We start from the raw sequence: 14,904 nt of genomic DNA on the forward strand, positions 1-14,904 counted from the left end.
GGCGCAGCCCCGGCCGCTGCGCCGGCGCAAGCCAGCCAGCAAGTGCATCGCGTGCCGGAAGGTGCGGCACCGGAAGTGGCCGCCGAAGTGCGCGCCATCGCCTCGCTGTCGGCTGCCGCCGCCGAAGTCGCCAACGCACCCAAGCGTGATGGCGCCAAGGTGCATGCCGGCCCGGCCGTGCGTCAGCTGGCTCGCGATTTCGGCGTGGAACTGGCGGACATCGCCGGCACCGGTCCGAAAGGTCGCATCCTCAAGGAAGACGTGCAGGTTCACGTCAAGGCGATGATGCAGAAGGCCAAGGCCGCACCGCAGGCGACTGCCGCAGCCGCCACCGGCGGTGCCGGCATCCCGCCGATCCCGACCGTGGACTTCAGCAAGTTCGGTGAAATCGAAGAAGTGGCGATGACCCGCCTGATGCAGGTCGGCGCTGCCAACCTGCACCGCAGCTGGCTCAACGTGCCGCACGTAACCCAGTTCGACTCGGCCGACATCACCGACCTGGAAGCCTTCCGCGTCGCGCAGAAGGCCGTGGCCGAGAAAGCCGGCGTCAAGCTGACCGTGCTGCCGCTGCTGCTCAAGGCCTGCGCCCACCTGCTCAAGGAGCTGCCGGACTTCAACAGTTCGCTGGCGCCGAGCGGCAAGGCGATCATCCGCAAGAAGTACGTGCACATCGGCTTCGCCGTCGATACGCCGGACGGCCTGCTGGTGCCGGTGATCAAGAACGTCGATCAGAAGAGCCTGCTGCAGCTTGCGGCTGAGGCCGCTGCCCTGGCGGAAAAAGCGCGCTCCAAGAAGCTCTCGGCTGACGACATGCAGGGTGCCTGCTTCACCATCTCCAGCCTCGGTCACATTGGCGGCACCGGCTTCACGCCGATCGTCAACGCGCCGGAAGTGGCGATCCTCGGTGTCAGCAAGGCCACCATTCAGCCGGTCTGGGATGGCAAGGCCTTCCAGCCCAAGCTGATGCTGCCGCTGTCGCTGTCCTACGACCACCGCGTGATCAACGGCGCTGCCGCCGCTCGCTTCACTCAGCGTCTGTCGCAGCTGCTGGCCGATATCCGCACCATCCTGCTGTAAATCGTTTCGAGCACGCCACGCTCGCATCCTCAACCCCGTCTGCTTAGGCGGGGTTTTTTTTGCCTGTTTCTTGCCAGTCGAAACGCGGACGACCGCAGCGGCGCGGAGAATGGCCGCTGGCTAGGTGCTCCACTTCAGCCCTTCTGCACGTTGCGAATCAGAAAGCTCAGCGCCTTGGCCAGCTCACCGGCGCCCTGATGATCACGCAGGATGCTCAGCAGCGGGCTGCCGTCGGCCGGGTTGAACAGCACGCAACGGATACCGCCGGTCGGACATTCGTAGCGGATGAACGGATCGATACCGAATACCGCGACCCGCTGATTACGTACCGCAATGGCTGTACCTTGCGCGCCCCTGGTCTCCTCGCGCAGGACGAGCTCGCCCGCACCACCGACACTGAAGTGGTACAGCAGGTCCTGCCGCTGCGCCTGGCCTACCTGGTAGCCGGCGCGCAGGGCGTAGGTTTCCAGCAATGCGTTGCTGTGCGCGAGCAACGCCTGACGCTCGTTGTCGGTCAGATAAAGGCGCTTTAGTCCATCCAGATACGCTGCCTGTTCGGCGCCCTGCAACGCGGCCTTGTCGTCGGCACTGGCCAACGCGGGTAATGCCGCGCACAGTGCGCCGCCCAACAGCATGGCCATCAGTTTTCTTGTCAGTCTCGCTTGCATGATGCACCCTTGCCGAACGCTATAGTGAAGTAGGCCTGAGCCCTAGCCTCCGTCCAAGCCGATGCGCCATCTGGCTGCAGCGGCCCTGTACCGAGAACGGATGCCTCGCCTGGTCAGCATACTGGAAGCCCAACGCCCAATGAAAAGCCATCCCGATGCCGGCACCCGCTCGGCAGCCGAGGTTGTGACGCAGTTGCCAGTGCCTTCGCGGCTCGGCATGTTGCGTTTCGAGCGCTTGAACGAACCAAGCTGGGCCCTGCTTTTTCTCGATCCTGCCTGCGAGCGCAAGCTCGGCATCAGCGCCGCGGACCTGTGCGCATTGGTGGACGCGCCTTACGCCAGCCTGATGGAGCCCGAAGTACGCTATCGCCTGCACGATGCCATCCAGCAACAGCTGCTACAGGGGCCGCACTACCTGGTGCGTTACACCCTGCATACGCCTCAGGGCCCGCTGAATCTGCTCGAGCTCGGCGAGCCGTTCAAACAGCGCAACCGGCAATTGCTGCGTGGCTATCTGCTGATCACCGACGAAAGCCTCGATGGCTACGCCCCGGATGAGCGAGAGCTGCAGACACAGAACCAGAACCTGCGCAGCTCGCTGCAGCACTATCAGCGCACTCAGGACGACCACCTGAAGCACCTGGCGCGCTCGCATACCCAGCAGCAACTGATCATGCGCCTGGCGCGCCAGCGTTATGTCTCCAGCGATCCGCGCCAGGAGGCTGCCGAACTCATCACCCAGGCCGCCTGCGAGGTCTATGGCATCGCTCGTGCCGGGATCTGGAGCCTGCGCAGCAACACCCTCGAGTCCGTGGCGCTGTACCGTCGCGACCTGGGCCGGCACGAACAGCAGGCCCCGACCGACGCCAGGAGTTTTCCGCACTACCTGCAGGCCCTGCAAAGCGACCGCGCGATCGACGCCCACGACGCCCAGCACGACCGGCGCACTCGCGAGCTGGCTCCCGGTTATCTGACGCCGCAGGGAATCACCTCGACGCTGGATGCCAGCATCCGCATCGAAGGCGAAGTGGTCGGCGTGCTCTGCCTCGAACACATCGGCCCCAAGCGCTTCTGGCAGGCCGACGAGATCGCGTTCGCCGGCGAACTGGCCGACCAGTTCGCCCAGGTGCTGATCAACCAGGAGAAGCGCACTGCCACTCACGCCCTGTACCTGTTCCAGCGCGCTGTCGAGCAGAGCGCCAGTGCCTTCCTGCTGGTCGACCGCGACGGCAGGGTGGAGTACGTCAACCCCAGCTTCACCGCCATCACCCTGTACAGCAGCGACGAGGTCTGCGGCCATCGCCTGTCCGAACTGCCTGCGCTGGACAATCTCAGTGACCTGCTCTTCGATACCGACTCAAGCCTGGCCGAGCACAGCAGCTGGCAGGGCGAGTTTCGCAGTCGGCGCAAGAATCAGGAGCCCTACTGGGGCCACCTGTCGATCTCCAAGGTATACGGCGACGACGGCGAGCTGACTCACTACATCGGCATCTACGAAGACATCACCGAGGCCAAGCTGGCGCAGCAACGCATCGAACGCCTGGCCTACACCGACAACCTGACCAACCTGGGCAATCGCCCGTCGTTCATCCGCAGCCTCGAAGAGCGCTTCGCCCGCAATGTGCAGGCGCTAGGCTTGCTGCTGGTGGACATCGACAACTTCAAGCGGATCAACGACAGCCTCGGCCACCAGACCGGCGACAAGCTGCTCTCGGCACTGGCAAGGCGCCTGCGCAACAGTCTGGGCGCCAAGGGCACCCTGGCACGCTTCGCCAGCAACGAATTCGCCATCCTGCTCGACGGCTGCGATCAGGACAGCGGCCTGCACGTCGCCCACCAGGTGCTGCAGACGCTGGACAAGCCGCTGTTCGTCGACAACCAGCTGATCAGCATCACCGGCTCGGTGGGCCTGGCCATCGCCCCGGAGCACGGTGACGACCCACAAACCCTGATGAAGCACGCCGGTCTCGCCCTGCACAAGGCCAAGGCCAACGGCAAGCATCAGGTGCAACTGTTCACCGAAGCCCTCAACGCCGAGGCCAACTACAAGCTGTTCGTCGAGAACAACCTGCGCCGCGCCCTGACCCAGAACGAGCTGGAAGTCTTCTACCAACCCAAGCTGTGTCTCAAGAGCGGGCAACTGCTGGGCATGGAAGCGCTGCTGCGCTGGCAGCATCCGGAAAAAGGCATGATCAGCCCGGACCAGTTCATCGGCGTTGCCGAGGAAACCGGCCTGATCATCCCCATCGGCAAATGGGTGGTGCGTCAGGCCTGCCGCATGAGCAAGCAGATCGCCGCCATCGGCCTGGGCAATCTGCAGGTGGCGATCAACCTGTCGCCCAAGCAGTTCTCCGACCCGGACCTGGTCGGCTCGATTGCCGCCATCCTGCATGAGGAACAGCTCGACCCCAGGCTGCTGGAGCTGGAACTGACCGAAAGCCTGCTGCTAGAGGCCACCGACGACACCCGCCACCAACTCGGTCGCCTGAAAAGCCTGGGCCTGACCCTGGCCATGGACGATTTCGGCACGGGCTATTCGTCGCTCAGCTACCTGAAGAAATTCCCCATCGACGTGATCAAGATCGATCGCAGCTTCATCAAGGACATCCCCGACAACCAGGACGACATGGAGATCACCTCTGCCGTGATCGCCATGGCCCACAATCTCAAGCTCAAGGTCGTAGCCGAAGGTATCGAGACCGGCGCTCAGCTCGGTTTCCTGCGCCGCCAGCTATGCGACGTCGGCCAGGGTTACCTGTTCGACAGACCGATTCCCGGTCGCGAGCTGATCGACAGTCTGCGCCGTTACCCCTGCCGCCCGCACACCGAGAGCAGTCGCCAGACCGACCAACGGACGTAATACGCCACACTGCGCGTAGTCCACCAGTTAGCCATTTTCGAGGAGACCGCCATGGTTCTGCGTTCCCAGATTCTCGTCAACAAGGATGCCCTGCCGACGGCCGAACAGGCACTGCCGGGCCGCGCCGAGCCGCTGCCGGTGACCGACACTCACTACATCAACGGCAACCCGATCAAACCGCCCTTCCCCGCTGGCCTGCAGCAGGCGGTGTTCGGCCTGGGCTGCTTCTGGGGCGCAGAGCGCCGCTTCTGGCAGCAACCCGGCGTGTTCAGCACCGCGGTCGGCTATGCCGGCGGCCTCACGCCCAACCCCACCTACGAGGAAGTCTGCTCCGGCCTGACCGGGCACAGCGAAGTGGTGCTGGTGGTGTTCGACCCGCAGCAGACCAGCTTCGAAGCACTGCTCAAGGTGTTCTGGGAAGTGCACAACCCGACCCAGGGCATGCGCCAGGGCAATGACAAGGGCACCCAGTACCGTTCGGCGATCTACTGCCAGGACGAAGCGCAGCTGAGCGCTGCCCTGGCCAGTCAGGCGCGCTTTCAGTCCGAGCTGGACAAAGCGGGAATCGGCAGCATCACCACCGAAATCGCCGAGGCGCCGACCTTCTACTACGCCGAGACCTACCATCAGCAGTACCTGGCGAAGAACCCCAACGGCTATTGCGGTCTGGGCGGAACAGGCGTATGTCTACCCCCTGAATCTTGAGCACGGGTGAAGGGTCGTGGAGCTGAGCAGCATTTCCAGTCAGGTGTCGAGCCAGGCATCTGCGCAGATCTCTGCGCAGATGTCGCTCCTGCTGCTGCGCAAGACGCTGGAGCTGCAAGCTGCCAACATCACCGGCCTGGTGCAGTCGGCCGCACCGGCCAGTGCGCCCAGCAATCCCCCCAATCTGGGCAACAGCATCGACGTGATGGCCTGAACAACTGATGCCTTTAAGCCATCAGGCGGACTAAACTGCAGGCCAATCGCCAGCCATCGACGAGTCCGGCATGCCCGCCCCTCTCCCCACCATCGTCCCTGATCAGCTTTGCGTCGGTCTCTACGTTCACCTTGATCTGAGCTGGTGGGAGCACGACTTCGCCTTCAGCAACTTCAAGATCAAGGATCAAGCACAGATTCGCGCCCTGCGCGCCCTCAACCTGAAACAGCTGCGCTACGACCCGGCGCGCAGTGACAGCACGCCCCTGCCTCTGGTCGACACGGCCACCGCGCCTGCGGTCGAAGAAGCGCCGCTCGATCCGGAAACCCAGGCTCGCCAGGAACGTGCGCAGAAACTGCGCCATCTGCGCAGCCGCCTGGCCGAGGTCGATCGCCGTTTCATCGAGGCCAGTCAGCGCATCAAGGCGCTCAACCAGACCCTGCGCAGCCGCCCGGAAGATGCCATGCGCCAGGCCGGCGCCATCGTCGGCGAGATGGTCGAGACGTTGCTGGGCGCCCCCGGCGTGGTGCTGCATGGCATCACCGGCAAGGCCGCCGAGGACAGCTACTTCCATGCGCTCAACGTCACCGTGTTGTCCCTGCTGCTCGGTCGCCAGCTCGGCCTCGACAGCGAGGCTTGCCACAGCCTCGGCCTCGGTGCCCTGCTGCACGACATTGGCAAACTGGAAGTGCCGAGCAAGGTGCTGCTCAAACCCGAACCGCTGACCCGCCCGGAGCAACAGCTGCTGCAGATGCACACCGACTTCGGCCTGCGCATGGGCCATAAGCTGATGCTCGACGACGAGGTGCTGCGCATCATTCACGAGCATCATGAACATTGTGACGGCAGCGGCTATCCCCGTGGACTGCGCGAAGCCGGCATCGCCCGCCTCAGCCGCCTGGTGGCCATCACCAACCACTTCGACGGCCTGTGCAACCCGCTCGATCCGCGCCAGGCCCTGAGCGCGCACGAGGCCCTGGCGTTGATGTTCAAGCAGCAGAGTGAGCGCTTCGACGAAGTGGCATTGAAAGCCTTCATCCGCGTCATGGGCATCTACCCGCCGGGCAGCCTGGTGCAGCTGGAGGATGAGCGCTATGCGCTGGTACTGGGGATCAATCCAACCCAGGCGCTGAAACCGACGCTGATTCTCTACGACGCCGACGTTCCCAAGCAGGAGGCACTGATCGTCGACCTCACGCAGGAGCCGAAACTGGCCATCGACCGCAGCCTGCGCCCCTCGCAGCTACCGCTGGAGGTGCTGGAATACCTCAGCCCGCGGCGCAACCTGAGCTACCACATCGAGCCCAGCGACAAACGCGGCTGAACCCAGGTCGGCGGCTCAGCCAGCCGGCTTTTCCTCGATCAGCCAGTCCAGACGCCAATCGCCCTGACTCTGACCGAGCGCATTGGCCAGCCAGGGCAGCAACTGCTTGAGTTCATCCTCCAGGCCCCACGGCGGATTGCTGATCACCAGGCCCGAACCGCTCAGCCGCGTGGCATCGTCCGGCGCATGCACGTAGAGCTCGGCGCGCAGCAGCTTGGGCGCAGCGCTCTTGCTCAGGTCACGATAGAAACGCGCCAACTGGCGCTCGTCCTTGATCGGGTACCAGATCGCCACGATGGCCTGACGCATGCGCCCATGGGCCTCGTTCAGTGCTTCGACGCAGCGCTGCAGCTCGTCGGCCTGCTCGAACGGCGGGTCGATCAACAGCAGCACGCGCTTCTCGCGAGTCGGCATCAGCGCTCGCGGCACGTGCCAGCCCTCGCCTAGGTGCACGGCCACACGGCGGTCGCCGCGCATGTTGTCCTTGAGCAGACGGCCATCTTCGGGGTGTTTCTCGTTGAGCTGCAGACGATCCTGCTCGCGGCTGAGCAGGCGCGCCAGCTCGGGCGAGCCCGGGTAATAGCGCAGCTCGCCATCCGGGTTCATCGCCCGCACCACTTCCAGGTAGGCCTCCACGGCGTCCGGCAGTTGCGTGGCCTGCCACAGGCGCGCGATGCCTTCCAGGTACTCACCGGTGCGGCTGGCCGCATCGCCGTGCAGATCGTACAGGCCGATGCCCGCGTGGCTGTCGAGGTAGGCGAAAGGCGCCTCCTTGCGTGACAGCAGGGCGAGCAGGCGGGTCAGCACCAGGTGCTTGAGTACGTCGGCGTGGTTACCGGCGTGGAAGGCGTGGCGGTAGTTCATGGGGGTCTCCGAAGCGGTCGCCAAGTTTACCAGACCGTCGAAAAACTACCTCGGCTTTGGCTTCCTGCGTCGCTCTACCTCCTGCATCCATGCAGTCGTGGTTGCCATCGCCTACGTTCTTCAACGGTGTGTTACCCGTTGAGCGGGCTTTGCGCGCGTATCAGCTCCAGCAACAAGGCCAGTGATGGATGCTCACCGGCGTCGCGACGACGCACCAGCAAGGTGGTGGTCGCGCCGAGCTCAGGGGCGATGGGCTGATACTGCACCAGGTGCAAGCGCGGGTGGCTTTCGAGCAGGCTGAGTGGCAACAGGCCTATGCCCATGCCGGCAGCGATACCGGCGAAGATCGCGTCGATGGAGCCGTAGCTCTGCCGCGCCGCCACCTGCAAACCACGACTGACCGCCCAGCGCTCGAGACGCTCACGGTAGTGACAGCCTTCGGGGAATCCCAGCAGCGTCTGCGCTCGCCCCTCCAGCCCCGCAGCATCCTGAGCAGGCGGCAGCACCAGCATCAGCTCCTCCTGCCAGAGCGGCGTGCATTCGAGCTGCGCATGCTCGAACGGCCCACCGACCAGGCCTGCGTCCAGCTCACCGGCCAGCACACCCTCAATCAAGCGCCGGCTCGGTCCGGTGCTCAATTGCAGGTTGACCCGCGGTGCCCGCTGATGAAATGCCGCGAGCAGCTCCGGCAGACGCACTGCCGCCGTGGTTTCCATCGCGCCCAGACGCAGATCGCCGCTCCAGATGTCTTCCTGCACGCTGCGCCAGGCCGTCCGACACAGCTGCTCCAGGTGTTCGGCATGAGGTAACAGGCGCTCCCCCGCCGGCGTCAGCCGCAAGCGCTGCCCCTGGCGCATGAACAACCGTGCATCCAGCTGCTGCTCCAGTTGGCGCAGCCGCGCCGAGACGTTCGACGGCACGCAACTCAAGTACAAGCCTGCGGCGCTCAATGAGCCTTCCCGTGCGATCGCCAGAAAGTAGCGAAGCAGCTGTGGATTCAGTCGTTGCCAGGCGCCCATAAACATCACCAAAAGTGAAAACCATCAGCACTATTTTTCACTAACACTCAATTCGCGACAACGACTAAGGTGCGCAGCACGACCGGAGGCCCGATGTTCAAACTCGACCGCGACAGCTTCAAGGCCATCCTCGCCGCAGCCCTTGCGCTGGTGGCGGTGCATGCCCTGGGACGTTTTGCCTACACCCCGCTGTTGCCGCTGCTGCTCGACGATGGCCTGTTCAATCTGGCACAAGGTGCCCAGCTGGCCACCTGGAACTACCTGGGCTACCTGCTCGGCGCCTTGCTCGCGCTGCCCATGGCCAACCCGCGTGGACTGCGCCTGGGCCTGCCGGCAGCACTGTTGATCAACGCTGGCCTGACCCTGGCTCAGGTCTTCACTCGCGACATCGATATGCTCGCCTTCCTGCGTCTGAGCAACGGCATCAGCAACGGCGTGGTCTTCGTGCTTGCTCCGGCGCTGGTGCTGGAATGGCTGGCTGTGCGTCAGGCCACGGCACTGAGTGGCCTGGTCTACCTGGGCCTGGGCGGCGGTATGCTGCTGTGTGGAGTGCTGGTGGTGCTCAGCCCCTGGCAGGGGCCGATGCGCTGGCTTCCGATGGCCTTGTTCGCCCTGCCGCTGGCACTGCTCAGCGCGATAATGCTGCGAGGCTTGGCGCTGCAACTACCTGCCATGACTCAGGCCAGCACGCACGGGCGGCTGATCGACCGCAGCAGCCTGCCATTACTACTGGCGTATCTGGGCGCCGGCCTGGGCTATATCCTGCCGCTGACCTTCCTGCCCGCGCTGGCCCGCGAACAGCTGCCGCCAGATCACCCCCTGCTGATCGGGAGCTGGTGGTGGACCGCACTGGCCTGCCTGATCTCCGCCACCCTGTGGAATCACGTCGGTGGCTGGCTCGGCGACCGCCGTGCCCTGCAAACCAACTACCTGCTGCAACTGCTGGGAACCGCCCTGCCAGTACTGCTGCCCGGACCAATCGGGGTGTTGGGCTGCGCCGTACTGGTCGGCGGCACCTTCATGGGCACCGTCCTGCTCACGCAGCGACTCGCCCGCGCACTCAAGCCGAGCCAGGGGCCGCGTCTGGCAGCACTATTGATCAGCCTCTACGGCAGCAGTCAGCTGGTCGGCCCCTGGTTCGTGGAACACTGGACTGCCGCCGGTTACAGCCTGACCAGCAGCTTTTCGATCGGCGCGCTGGCACTGCTATGGTCGTTGTTCTGGACCTGGCGCACGCCTGCCGCCCCCACCGCCCACTGAAAGGGACACATCCCATGCTCGTGAATGATCTGCTCGGCAGCGAACTGCCCCTGATCCAGGCGCCGATGGCCGGCTCGCAGGACCACCGCCTGGCTGCCGCCGTGAGCCGGGCCGGTGGCCTCGGCTCGATTGCCTGCGCCATGCTTACCCCTGCCGCGCTGCGCCAGGAGCTGGAGGCCATGCGCGGTTTGACCGAGCGGCCGTTCAACCTCAACTTCTTCAGCCACGTGCCTGTACTGCCGGACATGACGCGTGATGCCGGCTGGCGCGAAGCGCTTGCCCCCTACTACGACGAACTGGGCGTGGATCCGGCCAGCATCGCCAGCGGCCCAGGGCGCCTGCCGTTCAACGACGAGGCTGCCGCACTGGTGGAGGAATTCCGTCCGGCCGTGGTCAGCTTCCACTTCGGCCTGCCGGAAGAAGCCCTGTTGCAGCGGGTGCGAAACAGCGGCGCGGCGATTCTCTCGAGTGCCACCACCCTCGACGAAGCCCTGTGGCTGCAGGAGCGCGGCGTCGATGCGGTAATCGCTCAGGGACTGGAAGCGGGCGGCCATCGCGGGCACTTTCTCGACCTCGATCTGAGTCGTCAGCTCGGCACCTTGGCGTTGCTGCCGCAACTGGCGGATGCGCTGGCGGTGCCGGTCATCGCTGCCGGCGGCATCAACGACGCCCGGGGTGTGGCCGCGGCCATGGCCCTCGGCGCGGCCGGCGTGCAGGTCGGCAGCGCCTACCTGCTGTGCCCGGAAGCCACCACCAGCGTCCTGCACCGCGCCGCCCTGCAAAGCCCAGCGGCACGCCATACCGCGCTGACCAACCTGTTCAGCGGGCGCCCGGCTCGCGGCATCGTCAACCGCCTGATGCGCGAGCTGGGGCCGCTCAGCGAGCGAGCACCCGCATTCCCACTGGCGACGGCAGCCATTGCCCCCTTGCGCGCGGCTGCCGAAGCGCAGGGCAGCGGGGACTTTTCGCCGCTGTGGGCCGGGCAGAACATCGCGAGCTGCCGAGCAATGCCGGCCGCCGAGCTGACCCGTGAGCTGGCGCGGGGTTTCGTTCGAGGTTGAGGTTCGCGGCTGAAACCGCTCCTACGGTGCTGGAATTGGCTGGGTGATGTGGCGCTTTATCACCATGACTGATGATGCTGGGCAGCCGGGCTACCCGCTGCCTAGACTCGACTGATCATCTGGAGGCCCGTTCCATGTCCGAGACCCTGCTCAGCTCCCGCAACCTGGCGTTCGAACTCTATGAAGTGCTCGACGCCGAAGCCCTGACCCAGCGTCCGCGCTTTGCCGATCACAACCGCGAGACCTTCGACGCGGCGATCGACACCGCACGCGGCATTGCCGAGGAGCTGTTCGCCCCGCACAACCGCAAGAACGACGAGCACGAGCCGCAGTACGTCGACGGCGGCGCGGTGCTGATCCCGGAAGTCGAGCCGGCGCTGCGCGCCTTCCATGAGGCCGGCTTTCTCAATGCCACCCGCGACTTCGAACACGGCGGCATGCAACTGCCCAACCTGCTGTCGCAGGCCTGCTTCGCCCACTTCCAGTCGGCCAACATCGCCACCAGTTCCTACTCGATGCTGACCATGGGCGTAGCCAACCTGATCGAAGCCTTCGGCAGCCAGGAGCAGAAGGCCCGCTACCTGCAGCCAATCATCGACGGCCGCTTCTTCGGCACCATGGCGCTGACCGAACCGCACGCTGGCTCCTCGCTGTCGGACATTCGCACCAAGGCCGAGCCGCACGCCGACGGCAGCTACCGGATCAAGGGCAACAAGATCTTCATCTCCGGTGGCGACCAGCCGATCTCCGAGAACATCGTGCACATGGTGCTGGCCAAGCTGCCGGATGCACCGCCCGGGGTGAAGGGCATCAGCCTGTTTCTGGTGCCCAAGTTTCACGTCAACGACGATGGCAGCCTGGGCGAGCGCAACGACGTGACCCTGGCCGGGCTGTTCCACAAGATGGGCTGGCGCGGCACCACCTCCACCGCGCTGAACTTCGGCGACAACGGCGAATGCGTCGGCTATCTGGTGGGCAAACCGCACGCCGGCCTGTCGTACATGTTCCAGATGATGAACGAGGCGCGTATCGGCGTCGGCATGGGCGCGATCATGCTCGGCTACGCCGGCTATCTGTATTCGCTGGACTACGCCCGTAACCGCCCGCAAGGCCGCCAGCCGGACGGCAAGGACCCGAGCAGCCCGCAGATTTCCATCGTCGAACATGCCGATGTGCGGCGCATGCTGCTGACGCAGAAAGCCTACGTCGAAGGCGCCTTCGACCTGGGCCTGTACGCCGCGCGACTGTTCGACGACACCCACACCCTGGAAACCGCCGAAGAGCGCACCCGCGCCCTGGAACTGCTCGACCTGCTCACCCCCATCGTCAAGTCCTGGCCGTCGGAGTTCTGCCTCAAGGCCAACGAGCTGGCGATCCAGATCCTCGGCGGCCACGGCTACACCCGCGAATACCCGGTGGAGCAGTACTACCGCGACAACCGCCTCAATCCGATCCACGAGGGTACCCATGGCATCCAGTCGCTCGACCTGCTCGGCCGCAAGGTTTCGCAGAACGGCGGCGCCGCGCTCAAGCAGTTGCTCAAGCTGATCAACGACTGCTGCCTGCGCGCCAGCGCGTATGAGTCGCTCACGGCCCTGCGCCAGCCGCTGGAGCAACTGCTGGCGCGCCTGCAGGCGGTGACCCTGGCCCTGCTCGGCGACCTGATGAGCGGCAAGGTCAATCAGGGCCTGGCCAACTCGGCGCTGTACCTGAAGGTATTCGGCCATACGGTGATTGGCTGGCGCTGGCTGGAGCAGGCGCTTCGCGCCGAGCAGGGCCTGGCGCTGGTGGACAATGCCGAGGAACAGGCGTTCTATCGCGGCAAGCTGCAAGCCGCGCGCTACTTCCTGACCTGGGAAGTGCCCAGCTGCCACCACGACCTGGCCATTCTCGAAGCCCGCGACGACACCTGCCTGGGCATGCAGGACGCCTGGTTCTGAAACCGGGCCGAACGCCTCGGGCGACCGAGCACGGGCGCTCCGGGGCAATCTAGAAAAATGTAATAACCTTTTTGACAGCGGTACGAAGGCTACGGTTAGAATCCCTGGCACGCGCCATGCATAACGGCGCACCCGATGACCTAGCCAGGAGTACGCGCCGTTGGATGCCAGCGCCATCAACAATCTGTTCTTGATCGGCGCATTGCTGGTAGCGGCCAGTATTCTGGTCAGCGCATTCGGCACCCGTTTCGGCATCCCGATTCTGGTGATCTTCCTCGGCGTCGGCATGCTGGCCGGCACCGACGGTCCCGGCGGCATCGTCTTCAACAACTATCCCCTGGCCTACCTGGTCGGCAACCTGGCGTTGGCGGTCATCCTCCTCGATGGCGGCATGCGTACGCGGGTCTCCAGCTTCCGCGTGGCCTTGTGGCCGTCGTTATCGCTCGCCACCGTGGGCGTCGTGGTCACTGCCGGCCTGACGGGCCTGGCCGCTACCTGGCTATTCAACCTGACCCTGCTGGAAGGCTTGCTGATCGGCGCCATCGTCGGTTCCACCGATGCCGCGGCGGTGTTCTCTCTGCTGGGCGGGCGCGGCCTCAACGAACGGGTCAGCTCGACGCTGGAAATCGAGTCCGGTAGTAACGACCCGATGGCCGTGTTCCTCACCGTGACCCTGATCGCCATGCTCGCCAGCGGCCAGACCGGCTTCAGCTGGGACCTGCCGATTCAACTGGTGCAGCAGTTCGGCCTGGGTGCGCTGCTGGGGCTGGGCGGCGGCTGGCTGCTGCTCAACCTGGTCAACCGCATGGAACTGGCCGCCGGTCTCTACCCGCTGCTGGTCGTCAGTGGCGGCCTGATCATCTTCGCCATCACCACTGCGGTAGGGGGCAGCGGCATCCTCGCCATCTACCTGTGCGGTCTGTTGCTCGGCAACCGGCCGATTCGCTCGCGCCACGGCATTCTGCATATGCTCGATGGTCTGACCTGGCTGGCTCAGATCGGCATGTTCCTGGTTCTCGGCCTCCTGATTACCCCGCACGAGCTGCTGCCCATCGCTCTGCCGGCGCTGGCCCTGGCACTGTGGATGATTCTGTTCGCGCGGCCGCTGTCGATCTTCCTTGGCCTGCTGCCATTTCGCGCCTTCCACGACCGCGAACGGATCTTCATCGCCTGGGTCGGCCTGCGCGGCGCGGTGCCGATCATCCTCGCCGTGTTCCCGCTGATGGCCGGCCTGCCCAACGCGCAGCTGTTCTTCAACGTGGCGTTCTTCATCGTGATCGTTTCCCTGCTGCTGCAGGGCACCAGCCTGCCACTGGCCGCCAAGCTGATGCGGGTGACGGTTCCGCCAGAGCCTTTGCCCGTTTCACGCGCAGGCCTGGAAGTGCATCCGACCAGCCAGTGGGAGCTGTTCGTCTACCGCCTGGGGGCGGAAAAATGGTGCATCGGCGCGGCCCTGCGTGAGTTGAACATGCCTGAGGGCACCCGTATCGCCGCGCTGTTTCGCGGTCGCGAACTGCTTCACCCATCCGGCAGTACGCGTCTGGAAGCCGGCGATCTGCTGTGCGTGATCGGTCACGAGCACGACCTGCCAGCACTCGGCAAGCTGTTCAGCCAGGCACCCAAGCGAGGTCAGGATCTGCGTTTCTTCGGTGATTTCGTGCTGGAAGGTGATGCCGAACTGAACGCGGTTGCCGCACTCTATGGCCTCAAGACCGAGGACGTTGAAGGCAATCAGCCGCTGGGGCGCTTCATCGCTCATCTGATCGGCGGCGAACCGGTGGTCGGCGACCAGGTGGAATGGCAGGGTCTGACCTGGACCGTAGCCGCCATGGAAGGGAACAAGATACGCAAGGTCGGCGTCAGATTTCCCGAAGGCACACGCCCGGGGCCCGGGCTGCACTTCTAGCCTGCG

At 65.0% G+C, this 14,904-nt stretch carries 12 protein-coding genes; 9 read left to right on the forward strand and 3 right to left on the reverse strand.

Annotated features, from left to right (window positions below; all coding sequences use genetic code 11):
- A partial coding sequence (locus PCLY_RS05985; RefSeq protein WP_231740115.1) for a 2-oxo acid dehydrogenase subunit E2 occupies positions 1-1,077 on the forward strand: 1,077 nt, incomplete at its 5' end.
- 134 nt (positions 1,078-1,211) lie between these two features.
- Here the strand turns inward: PCLY_RS05985 and PCLY_RS05990 are convergent.
- Entirely contained in the window at positions 1,212-1,718 is a 507-nt protein-coding gene (locus PCLY_RS05990; RefSeq protein WP_061238374.1) for a hypothetical protein, read from the reverse strand.
- Positions 1,719-1,884: 166 nt separating this feature from the next.
- Here PCLY_RS05990 and PCLY_RS05995 point away from each other — a divergent pair, with 166 nt between their 5' ends.
- From PCLY_RS05995 to PCLY_RS06010, 4 genes are all read left to right on the forward strand, one after another.
- Entirely contained in the window at positions 1,885-4,605 is a 2,721-nt protein-coding gene (locus PCLY_RS05995) for a putative bifunctional diguanylate cyclase/phosphodiesterase (protein WP_061238375.1), read from the forward strand.
- 51 nt (positions 4,606-4,656) lie between these two features.
- Positions 4,657-5,310, forward strand: coding sequence for a peptide-methionine (S)-S-oxide reductase MsrA (gene msrA / locus PCLY_RS06000; RefSeq protein WP_061238376.1), 654 nt, complete (start codon positions 4,657-4,659; stop codon positions 5,308-5,310).
- Positions 5,311-5,326: 16 nt separating this feature from the next.
- Entirely contained in the window at positions 5,327-5,524 is a 198-nt protein-coding gene (locus tag PCLY_RS06005; RefSeq protein WP_061238377.1) for a putative motility protein, read from the forward strand.
- A 70-nt stretch (positions 5,525-5,594) separates the two neighbouring features.
- Complete coding sequence (locus tag PCLY_RS06010) at positions 5,595-6,848, forward strand: HD-GYP domain-containing protein (protein WP_061238378.1); 1,254 nt, start codon at positions 5,595-5,597, stop codon at positions 6,846-6,848.
- Positions 6,849-6,863: 15 nt separating this feature from the next.
- On the opposite strand, the gene PCLY_RS06015 is transcribed toward PCLY_RS06010, so the two are convergent.
- Positions 6,864-7,712 carry a 23S rRNA (adenine(2030)-N(6))-methyltransferase RlmJ gene (locus PCLY_RS06015; RefSeq protein WP_061238379.1) on the reverse strand — a complete coding sequence of 283 codons (849 nt, stop codon included), beginning with the start codon at positions 7,710-7,712 and terminating at the stop codon, positions 6,864-6,866.
- A 131-nt stretch (positions 7,713-7,843) separates the two neighbouring features.
- Positions 7,844-8,737 (reverse strand): LysR substrate-binding domain-containing protein, encoded by an 894-nt coding sequence (locus PCLY_RS06020; protein WP_331711357.1) that lies wholly within the window; start codon positions 8,735-8,737, stop codon positions 7,844-7,846.
- 87 nt (positions 8,738-8,824) lie between these two features.
- Here PCLY_RS06020 and PCLY_RS06025 point away from each other — a divergent pair, with 87 nt between their 5' ends.
- From PCLY_RS06025 to PCLY_RS06040, 4 genes are all read left to right on the forward strand, one after another.
- The gene (locus tag PCLY_RS06025) at positions 8,825-9,991 is read left to right on the forward strand and encodes a YbfB/YjiJ family MFS transporter (RefSeq protein WP_061238381.1); all 1,167 of its coding nucleotides are present in this window, start codon (positions 8,825-8,827) and stop codon (positions 9,989-9,991) included.
- Positions 9,992-10,005: 14 nt separating this feature from the next.
- Complete coding sequence (locus PCLY_RS06030; RefSeq protein ID WP_061238382.1) at positions 10,006-11,052, forward strand: NAD(P)H-dependent flavin oxidoreductase; 1,047 nt, start codon at positions 10,006-10,008, stop codon at positions 11,050-11,052.
- A gap of 134 nt (positions 11,053-11,186) precedes the next feature.
- Positions 11,187-12,992 (forward strand): acyl-CoA dehydrogenase, encoded by a 1,806-nt coding sequence (locus PCLY_RS06035; protein WP_061238383.1) that lies wholly within the window; start codon positions 11,187-11,189, stop codon positions 12,990-12,992.
- A 160-nt stretch (positions 12,993-13,152) separates the two neighbouring features.
- Positions 13,153-14,898, forward strand: coding sequence for a potassium/proton antiporter (locus tag PCLY_RS06040; protein ID WP_061238384.1), 1,746 nt, complete (start codon positions 13,153-13,155; stop codon positions 14,896-14,898).
- Positions 14,899-14,904 lie beyond the last annotated feature (6 nt).

It is taken from the genome of Ectopseudomonas composti (assembly GCF_001567565.1).
In the GTDB taxonomy this organism is placed as follows: Bacteria; Pseudomonadota; Gammaproteobacteria; order Pseudomonadales; family Pseudomonadaceae; genus Aquipseudomonas; species Aquipseudomonas composti_A.